We start from the raw sequence: 14,533 nt of genomic DNA, 5'->3' as shown, positions 1-14,533 counted from the left end.
AGGATCAGTCCAGGAAGCCCGCCTGCGTAAGGTAATCCTGCGCGACCGCCGCCGCCGGCTCGCCCCCGACCTGGATGCGGCCGTTCAGCGTTTGCAGCGTTTGCAGCGTCAATGAGGCGAAGATCGGCTCCAGCACCTCGGCGATCCGGGGATGGGCTTCCAGCACCTCGGACCGAACGATGGGGGCGGGCTGATAGACGGGCTGGACGGCCTTGTCGTCCTCCATCACCAGCAGGCCCGCTTCGGCGATCGCGCCGTCGGTGCCATAGACCATGGCGGCGTTCACGCCCGATGTCTGCTGCGCCGCGGCTGCGATGGTCGCGGCCGTGTCGCCGCCCGCAAGCTGCACCAACTGGTCAGGCGTCAGCGTGAAGCCATAGGTTTCCTGAAACGCCGGGAGCGCCGCCGGCGAGGTCACGAATTCCGTCGAGGCCGCCAGCTTGACCTGTCCGCCGCCCGCGATCCAATCGCCCATCTGCGTCATGGTGGTCAGGCCGTTCTCCTCGGCCACGTCCTGGCGCAGGGCGATGGCCCATGTATTGTTGGCGGGCGATGGCGTCAGCCAGACGATGTCGTTCTGTTCGCGGTCCAGTTCGGCCACCCGGGCATAGCCCTGGGCCGCGTCCTTCCACACGTTGCTGTCGGCTTCGTTGAAGAAGAAGGCGCCGTTCGCGGTATATTCGGGATAGATGTCGATCTGGCCTGCGACGATGGCGTCGCGCATGATCGGCGTGCCGCCCAGTTGCAACCGGTCCTGCACCGGCAGGCCCGCATCCCTTAGCACCAACAGGATCATGTTGCCCAGCAGCCCGCCCTCGGTGTCGATCTTGGACGAGACGACGATATCCTGCGCGGCCAGCGGCGTTGCCGCCATCAAAAGGGCGGCGACAAGCGGGGCAACACGGGACATGGCAGACTCCTGCAGGGATAAGGGCCAATCAAGACGCCCTGGTCCGGCAAAGGTTCCCCTAAATCCCGGCGGCGATCAACCGCCGAAACCGCGGCTGGCGCCGGTGGACCCGATTCCCCCGCGCGAGGCTGCGGTGGCCCGCGACATCGGTGCCTGCCCGGCAGTCGCGGCAGGGCGGGCGAACTGGCTGCTGTTCAGCGCCGCGCGGCCGGTGTTGCTGGAAAACGTGCTGGTGCGCGCGGCGTTGGTATAGCCGCCCTGGGGCGTGCGATACATGGGCTGGGACCGCGACAGCCCGCCCCCGCCCAGCATGGACCCGATCAGGTATCCCGCCAGCAACGGCATGAAGATGCTGCCCGACCCGCCGTTCGACACCTGCTGGTCTTCCGATCCGCAATTGCCGACGCCGTGCTGTTCCTCGCAGACCTGCAGGCTGTCATAGCGGGGCGCGGATTCGACATGAAGCTGTTCGGCCTCGGCAAAGGACTGCTGGCATTCGGCCTCGGTGAACAGTCCGCCCTGGGCCGCAGCGGCCTGGCAGCTTGCCAGATCGGGAAAGGCCTGCGCGTCCACCTGTTCCTCGCGGCAGCCCGCGATGGCAAAGCTGGCGGCGCCAAGGATGGTCAGGGCGACGGCTCTGGAACGTTTCCTCATGTCTTTCCCCCTTTAGTCCGCGATGAAATGCGGCTTGAAGCGCGACAGATCCTGCGTGATGCGGGACTTGTCCTCTCGCAGGCCCATGCCCACGCAGGCATCGCCCACGATCCAGGCCCCGACGATCGGCTTGAATCCGTCGAAGTCGGACAAGGGCGCATAGGCCTGCACGATGCGCGGATGCTGGTCATAATCGGTATTTGGGGACGCTTCGGTGATCTCGCCACCCTCGACGATGCTGATCGAGGCGCCTTCGCGTGAAAAGATCGGCTTGACCACATGGGCCTGCCGGAACTGGTCGGCCACGCGGCCAAAGGCATCGGCCACCGCAGGCACCGCACGCCCCCCCGCCACAAGCGCATCGGCCACGTCGTCGGCGAAGAAGGCGGGCAACAGGTTCGGATGGCCCTCGAACATCTGCCACAGCACGGGCAGGATCCCCTTGTTCGACACAAGCGCCTTCCAGGCAGGTTCCAGGAACAGGCAACCCGACCCCGCGATATGGCGCGCGTAATCGTCGCGCAGCAGGTCTTCCCACGGGTACAGCTTGAACAGCGTGCCGATCACCCGGTCCTCGGCATCGACGAACTGTCCCTGCTTGGTCACGCCCAGCTTGTCCAGGTCGCTGTAATGCGCGCCCATCCCGGCCTCTCGCGCGGCCCAGGCCATGGCCTCGACGGTGGCGTAATCCTCGGGGTTGTCGGCGACGGCGGTGAAGTGGATGTCGGTGTTCCGGTCGAACAGCGCGCGAAAGCGTTCGACCAACGCCTCGTGGATGCCGTTGAACTGGTCGGCGCCGCGCGGCAGCACGCCCGCCGCCAGCTGGTCCTCCAGCCATTGCCACTGGAACGCCGCGCTTTCGTAAAGCGAGGTCGGCGTGTCGGCGTTGTATTCCAGAAGCTTCGCCGGACCCTTGCCGTCATAGGCCAGATCCAGGCGGCCATAGATCTCGGGCTCGTTGCGGCGCCAGCTGTCGGCCACCAGGTCGCGATGCTGGTCGGGGATGCCCAGACGCTCCATCATTTCCTGGCTTTGCACGATCTCGGCCACGGCGTCGCGGCACATATTGTGCAGGTCGGTCGAGGGATCCTCGATGTCGTCCTCGATCTGGCGCAGCGTGAACCGGTATGCCGAGCTTTCGTCCCAATAGGGTTCGCCATGCATGTCGGCAAAGGTAAAGCCCACCTCTTTCGCGGTGTCGCGCCAATGGGGCCGTTCGGGAAGCGTGATCTTTTGCATTTGAAATCTCTAGCGCGGGATGCGAGGCGAGGCCAGAAGGAACGCTTCACATTGCGCCGAGCGGCCCGGGCCTTCGCTCCTCGGACAGCATCACATTCGCCTCGACCTGGCCCACGCCGGGCAGGGTCATGATGCGGCGGCGCAGGATGCGTTCGAAATCGGAAATGTCGCGCGCAGTGATGCGCAGGCGATAATCGAACTGGCCCAGCACGTGCTGGACGGTCTGCACCTCGGGGATGGCAGTCACGGCGCGTTCGAAATCCTCCAGCGACGTGCGGCCCTTGGCGGCAAGGCGGATGCCCAAGAAAACGGTGACGCCAAAGCCAAGCGCCGCATTGTCCACGATCACGCGGCGCCCGGCAAGGATGCCGCTGTCGGTCAGCCGCTTGATGCGCCGCCAGGCGGCGGGCTGGCCGATGCCCACGGCACGCCCGATCTCGGCCGCGCTTTTGGTGGCGTCCTGCGCGAGGATTCGCAGGATCGCCAGGTCGGTCGCGTCCAGCCCGCTCACAATGCCAGTTCCCCGCTGTCCTTGATGGTGGACACCAGCATCAACGCGTCGCTGTCGGACACGTGCGGCAGGCGCAGGATCCGGTCGCGATAGATCTGCTGCCAATGGGCCATGTCGCGCGCGATCACCGACAGGCGCAGATCCACGCTGCCCAGGAAGGTCTGGATTTCCGTAACCTCGGGCACGTCGCGCGCGGCGGCGATGAATTCGTCAAAGGCGCGCGGGCTGGTCTTGTCCAGGGTGAATCGCAGGCTGACCTGCACCTCGTATCCCAGGGCGCGCCAGTCGATGCGGGTCTGTATGGCGGCGATGACGCCGGTGCCGCGCAGCTTTTCCAGCCGCCGCCACAGGCTGGCGGGGGTGACGCCAGCCCGCTGTGCCAAGATGGCATTCGGCGCCCCGGGGTCTGCAAGCAGGTGGCGCAGAATGCGATAGTCGGTTGCATCGGGCATGACATTCAAACAATCAATGGTATTTGAGCATGATTATTTCACCTAACTACTCTCTTTCGGGAAAATTGAACATCCCTTCGCTGCACTTCCGGCTAGAACCGCCGCAATCGAAGGAAAAGGAAATCCCATGCGCGTTTACTATGACCGCGACTGCGACGTGAATCTGATCAAGGACAAAAAGGTCGCCATTCTGGGCTATGGCTCGCAAGGCCATGCCCATGCGCTGAACCTGCGCGATTCGGGCGCCAAGAACGTGGTCGTCGCCCTGCGCGAAGGCAGCCCCTCTGCCAAGAAGGCCGAAGGCGAAGGCCTGAAGGTCATGGGCATTGCCGAGGCTGCGGCCTGGGCGGATCTTATCATGTTCACCATGCCGGACGAATTGCAGGCCGAAACCTACAAGAAATACGTCCACGACAACCTGCGCGACGGCGCGGCGATCGCATTCGCGCACGGCCTGAACGTGCATTTCGGCCTGATCGAGCCAAAGCCCGGCGTCGATGTCATCATGATGGCCCCCAAAGGCCCCGGCCACACCGTGCGCGGCGAATATGTCAAGGGCGGCGGCGTGCCCTGCCTGGTGGCCGTCCATCAGGACGCCTCAGGCAAGGCCATGGATCTGGGCTTGTCCTATTGCTCCGCCATCGGCGGTGGCCGGTCCGGCATCATTGAGACGAACTTCCGCGAGGAATGCGAAACCGACCTGTTCGGCGAACAGGCTGTGCTGTGCGGCGGTCTGGTGGAACTGATCCGCATGGGCTTCGAAACCCTGGTCGAGGCGGGCTATGAGCCCGAGATGGCCTATTTCGAATGCCTGCACGAGGTGAAGCTGATCGTCGACCTGATCTATGAAGGCGGGATCGCCAACATGAACTACTCGATCAGCAACACGGCCGAATACGGCGAATATGTCAGCGGCCCGCGCATCCTGCCCTATGACGAAACCAAGGCCCGCATGAAGGCGGTGCTGAAAGACATCCAGTCGGGCAAGTTCGTGCGCGACTTCATGCAGGAAAACGCCGTCGGCCAGCCTTCGTTCAAGGCGACGCGCCGCATCAACGACGAACACCAGATCGAGCAGGTCGGCGCGAAACTGCGCGAGATGATGCCCTGGATTTCCAAGGGCAAGATGGTGGATCGCGCGCGGAACTGATCTGCGTCCCGCGAAAGCCGGGGGCTGACTGCCCCCGGACCCCCGTGGATATTTCGGACCAAGGCAAAAGAGGCTTTCACTTTGGTCTAAATATCCCGGGGAATCGCCGCAAGGCGATGGGGGCAGCGCCCCCGATCTTACTTCTCCAGCTTGTCCTGCGTCCGGGTCTGGAAGTCTCTGGCATCGTGGCGCTCCCACAATTGCTGCGACGGCTCTCCGCTGGTCTTGTTGACCATGATCCCGCGCTGCACGGCGGGGCGGGCGGCGATCTCGTCATGCCAGCGGCGAACATTGCCATAGATATCCGCGCCTAGGAAGGTTGCGGCGTCCCCATAAAGCTTGCCTGCTACGATCTGCCCATACCAGGGCCAGATCGCCATGTCGGCGATCGAGTATTCATCGCCCGCCATGAAGCGGTTGTCAGCCAGATGCCGGTTCAGAACGTCAAGCTGGCGCTTGGCCTCCATCGTGTAGCGGTCGATGGCATATTCGATCTTGACCGGCGCATAGGCGTAGAAATGCCCAAAGCCGCCGCCCAGGAAGGGGGCCGAGCCCATTTGCCAGAACAGCCAGTTCATCGCCTCGGTCCGACCGGCCGGGTCAGCGGGCAGGAAGGCGCCGAACTTTTCCGCCAGATAAACCAGGATCGACCCCGATTCGAACACCCGGCGCGGTGGGGTTGCAGAATGGTCCATCAACGCGGGAATCTTGGAATTGGGATTTGCGGCCACGAAGCCGCTGCCGAACTGGTCGCCGTCGCCGATGCGGATCAGCCAGGCGTCGTATTCCGCGTCAAAGCCCGCCTCCAGCAATTCCTCCAGTAGGATCGTGACCTTTTGCCCGTTGGGCGTGGCCAGCGAATAAAGCTGCAAGGGATGCTTGCCGATCGGCAGATCCTTGTCATGGGTCGGGCCGGCCACGGGACGGTTGATGCTGGCAAACTGGCCGCCGTTCTCGCCCTTCTGGCTCCATACCTTTGGCGGGGTGTAATCGTCGCTCATGATCCCTCCTGATGCTGGGTTGGTGGCAGGATGGGGGCGGGGGGCGTGAACATCAACCGCCAAAGCACTGGAAACTGTTCTTGTATTGTTCTAGCATGATGCCATGCTGCCGCCCCGCAACCCCGAAGAACGCCTGAAGGCCCGTGGCACGGACACCCGTCCCGATGGGCGGTTCGAACGGCATCAAAGAACGTGCGAGTCCGACGGCTGGGACATTCCCGAGGAGGTGCGCCTTTTGCGGACCGAGGTCACGGTCGAACGGCCGCGCAGCATCATCACGCGAAATACCTCGCCCGATATTTCCTTTGACCGCTCGATCAATCCGTATCGCGGTTGCGAACACGGCTGCATCTATTGCTATGCGCGGCCGACCCACAGCTATCTGGGCCTGTCGCCGGGCCTTGATTTCGAAACCCGGATCACGGCCAAGCCCGATGCGGCGGTGCTGCTGGCGCGCGAACTGGCGCGGCCCGGCTATCGTCCTGCGCCGATCGCGTTGGGGACGAACACCGATCCTTACCAGCCGGTGGAATCGAGGCTGGCGATCATGCCGGGGATCCTGCGGGTGTTGTCGGACTGGAACCATCCGGCGACGCTGGTCACGCGCGGGCAAACCGTGCTGCGCGATGTGAATCTATGGGCCGAGCTGGCGGCCCGGCAGATGGCGGCGGTGGGCGTCAGCATCACCACATTGGATGCGGATCTGGCCCGCGCGATGGAGCCGCGCGCCCCCACGCCCGCGATCAGGTTGCGGATGATCCGCACCCTTGCCGCTGCCGGGGTGCCGGTGCGCGTCATGGTCGCCCCGGTGATTCCGGTCCTGACCGAACCTGAAATCGAGGCGATCCTGGCTGCCGCGAGAGAGGCGGGGGCGACGACGGCCAGCATGATTCCCTTGCGACTGCCGCTGGAGGTGGCGCCGCTGTTTCGCGACTGGCTGGACCGCCACCGCCCCGGCATGGCGGCCCATGTGATGAACCGGGTGGGGGCCATGCGCGGCGGGCGCGACAACGATCCGCGTTTCGGCCATCGCTTCCGGGGCGCTGGGATCGAGGCGGAACTGGCCCTGCAGCGGTTCCGGCTGGCCCGCAGGCGGCTGAACTATCACAAGGAAAGCGCGCCCCTGGATTGCAGCCGCTTTGGCCCGCCGCCCAAGGCCGGGGACCAGTTGTCGCTGTTCTAGGCCCCCCGATCCTGTTCGTTCTTGGCCCAAAGATAGCCGATGAAGGCCCCCTTGACGAAGCGCAGCAGGATCAGCGTCAGGATCGTCGTGATCCCGCCCGTGATGGCAAGCAGCATGACCGGGCTTGGCCGGAACAGGATCCAGGTGAACCCGATCAGCGGGATCAACAGCAACAGCATGATCGTCATGGCGAAAAAGGCCGGTCCGTCGGCGGCGGGATAGCGGCCCAGGGGCGCATGGCAAATCTCGCATTCTGCGGGGACGCCCAGGTATCCGCGCAGCAGCTTGCCTTCGCCGCAATTGGGGCACTTGTTCAAGAGTCCTCGGACGATGGCCGTCCGGCTGTCGCGTTCCTCGGTCATGATGACTTCGCCCTTTTGTTCCGCCGCCCCGCCCAACGCTTGTGCGCCGCGCCGGGATGCGTCCGACCGGCGCGCTCGGTCAGTATTCCCCGACCGAGCTGAACCCTCCCAGCTGTGCCGCGATCTCCTCCAATGAGGGGCGGGGGCCCGCGGGCCGGGTTTCCAGCGCGTCGCGCATGGCCCGCAGATGGGCAGGGGTGGTGCCGCAACAGCCGCCGATGATGCGCACCCCCATATCACGCGCCAGGCAGGCGTAATCCGCCATGATCGCGGGGGTGCCGTCGTAATGCAGGTGGCCTGCTTCCAGATGCGGGATCCCGGCATTGCCCTTGGCGATGATCGGCCGTTCGTTGCCCGAGGCGACGAAGTCGCGCACCGTTCGCAGCAGATCCGCCGCCCCCACGCCGCAATTCGCGCCATAGGCGACAGGCGGGTTCGGCAGACGTTCTACCAAGGCCGACAACTGGACCGAGGTCACGCCCATGATCGTGCGGCCCGCCGTGTCGAAACTCATCATGCCGCACCAAGGCATCTCAGCAAGGCGCGCGGCCTCGGCTGCGGCGCGGAATTCGCGGTCGCAGCCGATGGTTTCCACCCACAGCACATCCGCGCCGCCTTCCTTCAGCGCGCAGGCCTGTTCATGGAACATCTCGACCGCGCGGGCATGGGACAGGCTGCCCATGGGGGCCATGATCTCGCCCGTGGGACCGATATTGCCGGCGACGACGACCTTGCGCCCGGATGCGTCGGCGATGTCGCGCGCCATGGCGGCGCCCGCCAGGTTCAACTCGCGCACGCGATGCGCGGCGCCTTGCAGGCCCAGACGGCTGGCATTGCCGCCAAAGGTGTTGGTCAGGAACAGGTCCGCCCCGGACTGCACGGCGTCGCAATACAGGCGCCGCACATGGTCCGGCTGGTCGGCGTTCCACAATTCGGGCGCGACATTGGATTGCAGGCCCATGTTGAACAGGTTGGTGCCCGTCGCCCCGTCGGCCATCAGCCAGTCGCGGCTGGCAAGAAGCTGGCTGAGAGGGTCGGGCATGGGCGATCCTTGGGTAAAACGCGAAAATTCCGTCCGGGGACGGCTGCCAATCATCAGGTCCATGATATGGTCGGTTCCGGCGGGAAACAATTTGAACCCGAACGAAAAACGGGCCGCGGCGGTTTCCCGTCGCGGCCCTGAACTTTGCGTGTGCCCGATAAAGGGGCGCGGCCGGATCAGTTCCGGTCGTCGGCCTCTTCGTCGTTCGCCGCACCGATGTCGTCGAACAGTTCGGCGATCTCGAACTCGGCGGCGGCATCGGCCTCGGCGGCCAGTTCCTGGATCGACTTGCCCTGCGCTTGCAGTTCAGCTTCCTCGGCAGAACGGGCGACGTTCAGGATGATGGTCGCATCAACCTCGGGGTGCAGCACGATGCTGATATTGTGCAGGCCCAGTTCCTTGATCGGCTGGTTCAGCACGACCTGCTTGCGGTCCAGCGTGAAGCCCGCCTCGGTCGCGGCATCGGCTGCGTCACGGGTGGTGACGGACCCATACAGCGCGCCGGCGTCGGATGCGGAACGGATGACCACAAAGGTCTGGCCGTCCAGCTTGTCGGCGATTTTCTGGGCCTCTGCCTTGGATTCGGCGTTCTGCGCTTGCAGTTGGACCTTGCGGCCCTCAAACGCCTTAATGTTGGCGTCCGACGCGCGCAGCGCCTTGCCTTGCGGCAACAGGAAGTTGCGGGCAAAGCCTTGCTTCACGTTGACGACTTCGCCCATCTGGCCAAGTTTCGCCACGCGTTCCAGCAGGATGACTTGCATGTTCAGGTCTCCTTACTTCACGACATAGGGCAGCAGCGCCAGGAAGCGGGCGCGCTTGATGGCGCGGGCCAGCTCGCGCTGCTTCTTGGCCGAAACGGCGGTGATGCGCGAGGGCACGATCTTGCCGCGTTCGCTGATATAGCGTTGCAGCAGGCGCGTGTCCTTGTAGTCGATGGCCGGGGCGTTTTCACCCGAGAACGGGCAAACCTTGCGGCGGCGGAAGAACGGTTTGTTCGCCATGATTCCAGATCCTCTCAGTTCCGCTCGCGGCGGTCGCCGCGATCGCCACGGTCGGCGCCACGATCACCACGGTCGCGATCGCCGCGCGGACGGTCGCCGCGGTCGCCGCGGTCACGGTCGCCACGCTCTCCGCGTTCTTCACGCTTCTGCATCTGGACCGAGGGGCCTTCCTCGTGCTTGTCCACGCGCACGGTCATGACGCGCATCACGTCGTCATGCAGGCGGGCCAGGCGTTCCATTTCCTGCACGGCGGCCGAAGGCGCGTCCGAGCGCAGGAAGGCATAGTGGCCCTTGCGGTTCTTGTTGATCTTGTAGGCGAGGGTGCGGACACCCCAGTATTCGTTTTCGACGACCTGGCCGCCATTGTCGGCAAGCACGGTCGAGAAATGTTCGATCAGCCCTTCGGCCTGCGTGTTCGACAGGTCCTGGCGGGCAATCAGCACATGCTCGTACAGAGGCATGGCATCCCTTTCGGTTTCAGGCGCATTTCATCGACGGGCCATCCCTTCCGCACCCGTCACGAGAGGCTGCGCCGGTTGCAATATCCGGTCGGAAGGATGGGGTCTTATAGCGGCGAAAGCCGGGGATGCAAGGCGATTCGGGGGTTGCCCGGCCCAGGGTCGCCGAGCCGGGCAGGGATGTCACGGCATCATCGGCTGGGGCCGGGGCGTATCCGTGCTGCGCACCGGCAGGATCGGGTGGACCACCTGGGGCTGTTCGCCCGTCAGGGTGCCCAGGAAGGCCACGATCTCATCGACCTGCGCTTCGGCCAGTTCGGTGCCCAGTTGGGACGAGGACATGATGCTGACCGCCTCGGCCAGATCCCAGACGGCGCCGGAATGGAAATAAGGCGCGGTCAGGGCGACGTTGCGCAGGGGGGCGGCGCGGAAGACGTAATCGTCATCGGCCGTCTTCGTCACGGTAAAGCGGCCCCGGTCGCCTTCGGGCAACACCGATCCGCCGGGCCGCTCGACCACGCCGAAGGGGTAGTAATCCTGCCCGCCCACGTTCACGCCCGAATGGCAGGCGGTGCAGCCGGTGTCCATGAAGGCCGCCAGCCCGCGCTTTTCCAAGTCCGTCATCGCCGCGTCGTCGCCCTTCAGAAAGCGGTCCAGGTCGCTGTTCGGGGTGATCAGCGTCGCCTCGAAGGATTCGATGGCAGTGGCGAAGTTGTCGAAACTGACCGGCGTCGCCTCGTCCGGGAAGGCCGCCTTGAAGGCATCGACATAGCCTGGCATGGAATTCAGCGTGCCGATCAGGTTTTCGGGCGTGTTGTTCATTTCCACCCCCGCCTGGACCGGACCCTTGGCCTGTTCGGCCAAGTCGGGCGCGCGGCCATCCCAAAACTGCGCGATGTTGAAGATGGCGTTCAGCATGGTGGGCGAGTTGCGCGGTCCCTGCTGCCAGCCATGCCCGATCGAGGTTTGCAGCCCGTCCACGCCGCCGATGCCGACGTTGTGGCAGGATTGGCAGGAAAACAGGCCCGACAACGACATCCGCGGATCAAAGAACAGCATCGCCCCAAGATCGACCCGTTCCGGGCTCAGCACGTTGCCCGGAGGGGCTTGGGGCGCGTCGGGGATCGGTTCGAACCATTCCAGGGCGGCCTGGCGCAGCTCGGCGTCCGATGGAAGGTCGGTCTGGGCCAGCACCGGCTGGGCCAGGACGCCCAGTGCGGCGATGGCAAGAAGGGATGTCTTCATGGCGGTCTTTCATTTCATGTCTCGCGCGCTCGTGACCCATGATAACCGGAGGAGACGGGGTCACGCCCTGATGCAGATCAAATCGGCGGCGCTTGCGGCGCGTCCTGCGCTGCGCCACCATGCGGGGGCATAAGGGCGGGAAAGGTCGCGATGGCACTGGAAGATGCGAAAAATCAGGTCGATCAAGCCTTTACCAGGAAAGATCCGCGCGGCCTGTCGTTCGAGAATGCGTTCGGCGGGGCAACAAGCTTTCTGCGACGGCGCTATACCAAGGATCTGGCCGGGGCGGACGTGGCGGTCACCGGCATCCCTTTCGACCAGGCGGTGACGCACCGGCCCGGCACGCGCTTTGGTCCCCGTGCCATCCGCGAGGCGTCGGTGCTGCAACCCTATGACGCCCCCTATGGCTGGGGCTATGACCCCTTGTCGATGCTGTCGGTCGTGGATTACGGCGACATGGCCTTCGATTATGCCAATGTCGCAGAGGTTCCGGCGCGGATCGAGGGGCATATCGGAGCCATCCTGGACGCAGGCGCGGCGCCGGTGACGCTGGGGGGCGATCATTCCATCACCCTGCCGATCCTGCGCGCCGTGACCGCCCGGCGCGGCCCGGTGGCGTTGATCCAGTTCGACGCCCATTCCGACACCTGGGTGGACGATGATCCCGACCGGATCGACCACGGCACGTTCCTGTACAAGGCCATCCGCGAGGGGGCCGTTGACCCGGCAGCCAGCGTCAGCGTGGGGATCAGGACCGACAATCCCGACACAATGGGCGTGACCATCCTGGATGCGCCGTCCGTGCATCGCGACGGGGTGGATGCGACCCTGGCCCGGATCCGGCAGGCGGTCGGGGACCGTCCGGTCTATATCACCTTTGACATCGACGCGCTTGACCCCGCCTTCGCGCCTGGCACCGGCACGCCGGTCTGGGGCGGGCTGGCATCATGGCAGGCGGCGGCGTTGCTGCGCGGGCTGGCGGGGGTGGACCTGATCGGCGGCGACGTGGTCGAAGTCTCTCCTCCGTATGACACGACGGGGGCCACGGCGATCGCGGGAGCCCATGTCGCGACCGAACTGATCGCGCTTTACGGCTGGACGCGTCGCTGAAGCGCGTCCCGCGACAGCCGGGGGGCTTCGCGCCCCCCGGACCCCCTGCGGGATACTTAAGTGAAGAAGAAGCCCTTGCCGGTGGGGGGGCGCGCGGGTAATCCCCCACCATGTTGCCCGAGGATCGCCTTGTCCAGATCGTCCAGCGGTTCGAGTTTCTCGAAGCGCAGCTGAACGCGGGCCCGGCACCGGATCAGATCGCCCGGATCAGCCGCGAATATGCCGAACTGAAGCCGGTGGTGGAACAGATCGCCCGCTGGCAGGCCGCCCGTGACGGTCTGACCGAGACCGAGGCCATGCTGGCCGATCCCGAGATGCGCGAACTGGCCGAAGATGAACTGGCACGGTTGCGCGACGAGATGCCCGTCCTGGAACAGGCCCTGCGCATCGCCCTGTTGCCCAGAGACGCGGCCGACGCACGCCCGGCCATCATCGAGATCCGTCCCGGCACCGGCGGCGACGAGGCCGCGCTGTTCGCGGGCGACCTGTTGTCCATGTATCGCCGTCATGCCGAACAGCAGGGCTGGACCTTCCAGATGCTGGATCTGACCGAATCCGACCTTGGCGGCGTCAAGGAAGCCGTGGCGCGCATCGAGGGCGAGGGCGTCTTTGCCCGGCTGAAATACGAATCCGGCGTTCACCGCGTCCAGCGGGTGCCGGAAACCGAATCGGGCGGGCGGATCCACACCTCGGCGGCAACCGTGGCGGTCTTGCCCGAGGCCGAGGAGGTCGACATCGACATCCCGGCGGGTGATATCCGCATCGACACAATGCGCGCGTCGGGTGCAGGGGGGCAGCACGTCAACACCACCGATTCGGCGGTGCGCATCACCCACCTGCCGACCGGCATTGTTGTCACCAGCAGCGAAAAATCCCAGCACCAGAACCGCGCCAATGCCATGGCGGTGCTGCGTGCCCGGCTTTTCGACATGGAACGCGCCCGCGCCGATGCCGAACGGGCCGCCGACCGGCGGTCCCAGGTGGGGTCCGGGGATCGCAGCGAACGGATCCGCACCTATAACTTTCCGCAGGGCCGGATGACGGATCACCGGATCAACCTGACGCTTTACGCGCTGGACCGGATCATGGCGGGCGATCTGGGCGAAACCATCGACGCGCTGACCGCCCATGACCAGGCCGCGCGCCTGTCCGCCCAGGAGTGAGGCTGGCGCAAGCCCGTGCGGATGCCGCCCGCAGGTTGGCCGAGGCGGGGATCCAAGGTGCCGCGCGCGATGCCGACCGGATCCTTGCGGCTGTCCTGGGGGTGGACCCAGGGCGGCTGCGGAGCTTGGATCGCGATCTGACAACTGGCGAACTGGCGCGGCTGGACCAGGGCATCGCCGCCCGCGCCGCGCATCAGCCGGTGGCCCAGATCGTGGGCTTTCGCGATTTCTATGCCCACCGCTTTCATGTCACCCGCGACACGCTGGACCCGCGCCCCGAAACCGAGGTGCTGGTGGATGCAGCCTTGGCGCTGCCCTGGTCCAGCGTTCTGGACCTGGGAACCGGGACGGGGGCGATCCTGATCTCGGTTCTGGCCACGCGGCCGGGGACCAGGGGGGTGGGAACCGATATCTCGGGCGCGGCCCTGGAGGTTGCGCGTCGGAATGCGGGGGAGATCGGCGTCCCGGCGGAGTTCATCCGGGCTGACTGGTATGACGGGGTGGCCGGGCGGTTCGACCTGATCGTGTCGAACCCGCCCTATATCGCGGCGGATGAAATGGCCGGGCTGTCCCCCGATGTGCGCGATTGGGAACCCCATGGCGCCCTGACCGATGGGGCGGACGGGCTGACCGCCTATCGTGCCATCGCGGCGAAGGCGGGGGATCACCTGAATCCCGGTGGGCACGTGCTGGTCGAAATCGGGCCGACACAGGCGAGGGCGGTGGGCGCGTTTTTTGCCGATTCGGGGGCTGAAACGCAGGTGATCCACGATCTGGATGGGCGGGATCGTGTCATTCTGGCACGGTTTTCGGCCTGAATCGCGGGCGCAGACCAAGTTTTTGCTTGTCAGCCTGCGCCGGGCGTGGTTAGTCGCCCTTGTGCAGGGGGCAGCGATGCCAACGCACGGGTCAGCCTGCAAAAGCCGATTCCCTGATGGACGCCCGTTGCGTTTGTCCGGGCGCAAGCCTTTGGCTGAACGGCAATGCGCGCCTTTCGCGGCGCCCGTGCCGCCCGCGACGCCGTCCAGACTCCTGGATCCCGGATTATACTG

17 protein-coding genes are annotated in these 14,533 nt (G+C 65.4%); 5 read left to right on the top strand and 12 right to left on the bottom strand.

The genetic code is table 11. The annotated features are described in order from the left end of the window. Positions 1-4: 4 nt before the first annotated feature. From osmF to LZ585_RS14210, 5 genes are all read right to left on the bottom strand, one after another. A complete protein-coding gene (gene osmF / locus LZ585_RS14230) occupies positions 5-910 on the bottom strand; it encodes a glycine betaine ABC transporter substrate-binding protein OsmF (protein ID WP_234854182.1) in 906 nt (301 codons plus the stop codon). Positions 911-985: 75 nt separating this feature from the next. Continuing rightward, entirely contained in the window at positions 986-1,564 is a 579-nt protein-coding gene (locus LZ585_RS14225) for a DUF1190 domain-containing protein (RefSeq protein WP_234854181.1), read from the bottom strand. Between the two features lie 12 nt (positions 1,565-1,576). Further along, positions 1,577-2,803: a glutathionylspermidine synthase family protein gene (locus LZ585_RS14220; RefSeq protein WP_234854180.1), complete on the bottom strand. Its 1,227-nt coding sequence runs from the start codon at positions 2,801-2,803 to the stop codon at positions 1,577-1,579. 46 nt (positions 2,804-2,849) lie between these two features. Beyond that, on the bottom strand, positions 2,850-3,314 hold the full coding sequence (locus LZ585_RS14215) for an Lrp/AsnC family transcriptional regulator (RefSeq protein WP_234854179.1): 465 nt from the start codon (positions 3,312-3,314) through the stop codon (positions 2,850-2,852). After that, positions 3,311-3,766 carry an Lrp/AsnC family transcriptional regulator gene (locus LZ585_RS14210; RefSeq protein ID WP_234854178.1) on the bottom strand — a complete coding sequence of 152 codons (456 nt, stop codon included), beginning with the start codon at positions 3,764-3,766 and terminating at the stop codon, positions 3,311-3,313. Before LZ585_RS14210 ends, LZ585_RS14215 begins: the two co-directional genes overlap by 4 nt. Before the next feature lie 127 nt (positions 3,767-3,893). On the opposite strand from LZ585_RS14210, the gene ilvC reads away from it, so the two are divergent. Continuing rightward, complete coding sequence (gene ilvC / locus LZ585_RS14205) at positions 3,894-4,916, top strand: ketol-acid reductoisomerase (RefSeq protein WP_234854177.1); 1,023 nt, start codon at positions 3,894-3,896, stop codon at positions 4,914-4,916. Between the two features lie 137 nt (positions 4,917-5,053). On the opposite strand, the gene yghU is transcribed toward ilvC, so the two are convergent. Beyond that, a complete protein-coding gene (yghU, locus tag LZ585_RS14200; RefSeq protein WP_234854176.1) occupies positions 5,054-5,917 on the bottom strand; it encodes a glutathione-dependent disulfide-bond oxidoreductase in 864 nt (287 codons plus the stop codon). A 103-nt stretch (positions 5,918-6,020) separates the two neighbouring features. Here yghU and LZ585_RS14195 point away from each other — a divergent pair, with 103 nt between their 5' ends. Beyond that, a complete protein-coding gene (locus LZ585_RS14195) occupies positions 6,021-7,100 on the top strand; it encodes a PA0069 family radical SAM protein (protein ID WP_234854175.1) in 1,080 nt (359 codons plus the stop codon). Here LZ585_RS14195 and LZ585_RS14190 read toward each other — a convergent pair. The 6 genes from LZ585_RS14190 to LZ585_RS14165 form a co-directional block, all read right to left on the bottom strand. Then, on the bottom strand, positions 7,097-7,462 hold the full coding sequence (locus tag LZ585_RS14190; protein ID WP_234854174.1) for a DUF983 domain-containing protein: 366 nt from the start codon (positions 7,460-7,462) through the stop codon (positions 7,097-7,099). The two genes, LZ585_RS14195 and LZ585_RS14190, sit on opposite strands and share 4 nt — an antisense overlap. 79 nt (positions 7,463-7,541) lie before the next feature. Next, positions 7,542-8,504, bottom strand: a complete 963-nt coding sequence (bmt, locus tag LZ585_RS14185; RefSeq protein ID WP_234854173.1) for a betaine--homocysteine S-methyltransferase — start codon at positions 8,502-8,504, stop codon at positions 7,542-7,544. Positions 8,505-8,680: 176 nt separating this feature from the next. Further along, on the bottom strand, positions 8,681-9,265 hold the full coding sequence (rplI, locus tag LZ585_RS14180; protein ID WP_234854172.1) for a 50S ribosomal protein L9: 585 nt from the start codon (positions 9,263-9,265) through the stop codon (positions 8,681-8,683). A gap of 12 nt (positions 9,266-9,277) precedes the next feature. Then, positions 9,278-9,505, bottom strand: coding sequence for a 30S ribosomal protein S18 (rpsR, locus tag LZ585_RS14175; protein WP_103173059.1), 228 nt, complete (start codon positions 9,503-9,505; stop codon positions 9,278-9,280). A 14-nt stretch (positions 9,506-9,519) separates the two neighbouring features. Continuing rightward, entirely contained in the window at positions 9,520-9,966 is a 447-nt protein-coding gene (gene rpsF, locus LZ585_RS14170; protein WP_234854171.1) for a 30S ribosomal protein S6, read from the bottom strand. Between the two features lie 180 nt (positions 9,967-10,146). Then, the gene (locus LZ585_RS14165; protein WP_234854170.1) at positions 10,147-11,208 is read right to left on the bottom strand and encodes a cytochrome-c peroxidase; all 1,062 of its coding nucleotides are present in this window, start codon (positions 11,206-11,208) and stop codon (positions 10,147-10,149) included. Between the two features lie 150 nt (positions 11,209-11,358). On the opposite strand from LZ585_RS14165, the gene speB reads away from it, so the two are divergent. From speB to prmC, 3 genes are all read left to right on the top strand, one after another. Next, positions 11,359-12,318: an agmatinase gene (gene speB, locus LZ585_RS14160; RefSeq protein WP_234854169.1), complete on the top strand. Its 960-nt coding sequence runs from the start codon at positions 11,359-11,361 to the stop codon at positions 12,316-12,318. Positions 12,319-12,428: 110 nt separating this feature from the next. Beyond that, the gene (gene prfA / locus LZ585_RS14155; RefSeq protein ID WP_234854168.1) at positions 12,429-13,481 is read left to right on the top strand and encodes a peptide chain release factor 1; all 1,053 of its coding nucleotides are present in this window, start codon (positions 12,429-12,431) and stop codon (positions 13,479-13,481) included. Continuing rightward, entirely contained in the window at positions 13,478-14,299 is an 822-nt protein-coding gene (gene prmC / locus LZ585_RS14150) for a peptide chain release factor N(5)-glutamine methyltransferase (RefSeq protein WP_234854167.1), read from the top strand. Before prfA ends, prmC begins: the two co-directional genes overlap by 4 nt. The last annotated feature ends 234 nt before the right edge of the window (positions 14,300-14,533 follow it).

It is taken from the genome of Paracoccus everestensis (assembly GCF_021491915.1).
Lineage (GTDB): Bacteria > Pseudomonadota > Alphaproteobacteria > Rhodobacterales > Rhodobacteraceae > Paracoccus > Paracoccus everestensis.
Note: the sequence above shows the minus strand (reverse complement) of the source record. Positions and strands in the feature narration are given on the sequence as shown.

Bases quoted from the DNA above. Each gene is read 5' to 3' on its own strand.
- osmF (WP_234854182.1), bottom strand. From the start codon at position 910: ATGTCCCGTGTTGCCCCGCTTGTCGCCGCCCTTTTGATGGCGGCAACG.
- LZ585_RS14225 (WP_234854181.1), bottom strand. From the start codon at position 1,564: ATGAGGAAACGTTCCAGAGCCGTCGCCCTGACCATCCTTGGCGCCGCC.
- LZ585_RS14220 (WP_234854180.1), bottom strand. From the start codon at position 2,803: ATGCAAAAGATCACGCTTCCCGAACGGCCCCATTGGCGCGACACCGCG.
- LZ585_RS14210 (WP_234854178.1), bottom strand. From the start codon at position 3,766: ATGCCCGATGCAACCGACTATCGCATTCTGCGCCACCTGCTTGCAGAC.
- ilvC (WP_234854177.1), top strand. From the start codon at position 3,894: ATGCGCGTTTACTATGACCGCGACTGCGACGTGAATCTGATCAAGGAC.
- yghU (WP_234854176.1), bottom strand. From the start codon at position 5,917: ATGAGCGACGATTACACCCCGCCAAAGGTATGGAGCCAGAAGGGCGAG.
- LZ585_RS14195 (WP_234854175.1), top strand. From the start codon at position 6,021: ATGCTGCCGCCCCGCAACCCCGAAGAACGCCTGAAGGCCCGTGGCACG.
- LZ585_RS14190 (WP_234854174.1), bottom strand. From the start codon at position 7,462: ATGACCGAGGAACGCGACAGCCGGACGGCCATCGTCCGAGGACTCTTG.
- bmt (WP_234854173.1), bottom strand. From the start codon at position 8,504: ATGCCCGACCCTCTCAGCCAGCTTCTTGCCAGCCGCGACTGGCTGATG.
- rplI (WP_234854172.1), bottom strand. From the start codon at position 9,265: ATGCAAGTCATCCTGCTGGAACGCGTGGCGAAACTTGGCCAGATGGGC.
- rpsR (WP_103173059.1), bottom strand. From the start codon at position 9,505: ATGGCGAACAAACCGTTCTTCCGCCGCCGCAAGGTTTGCCCGTTCTCG.
- rpsF (WP_234854171.1), bottom strand. From the start codon at position 9,966: ATGCCTCTGTACGAGCATGTGCTGATTGCCCGCCAGGACCTGTCGAAC.
- LZ585_RS14165 (WP_234854170.1), bottom strand. From the start codon at position 11,208: ATGAAGACATCCCTTCTTGCCATCGCCGCACTGGGCGTCCTGGCCCAG.
- speB (WP_234854169.1), top strand. From the start codon at position 11,359: ATGGCACTGGAAGATGCGAAAAATCAGGTCGATCAAGCCTTTACCAGG.
- prfA (WP_234854168.1), top strand. From the start codon at position 12,429: ATGTTGCCCGAGGATCGCCTTGTCCAGATCGTCCAGCGGTTCGAGTTT.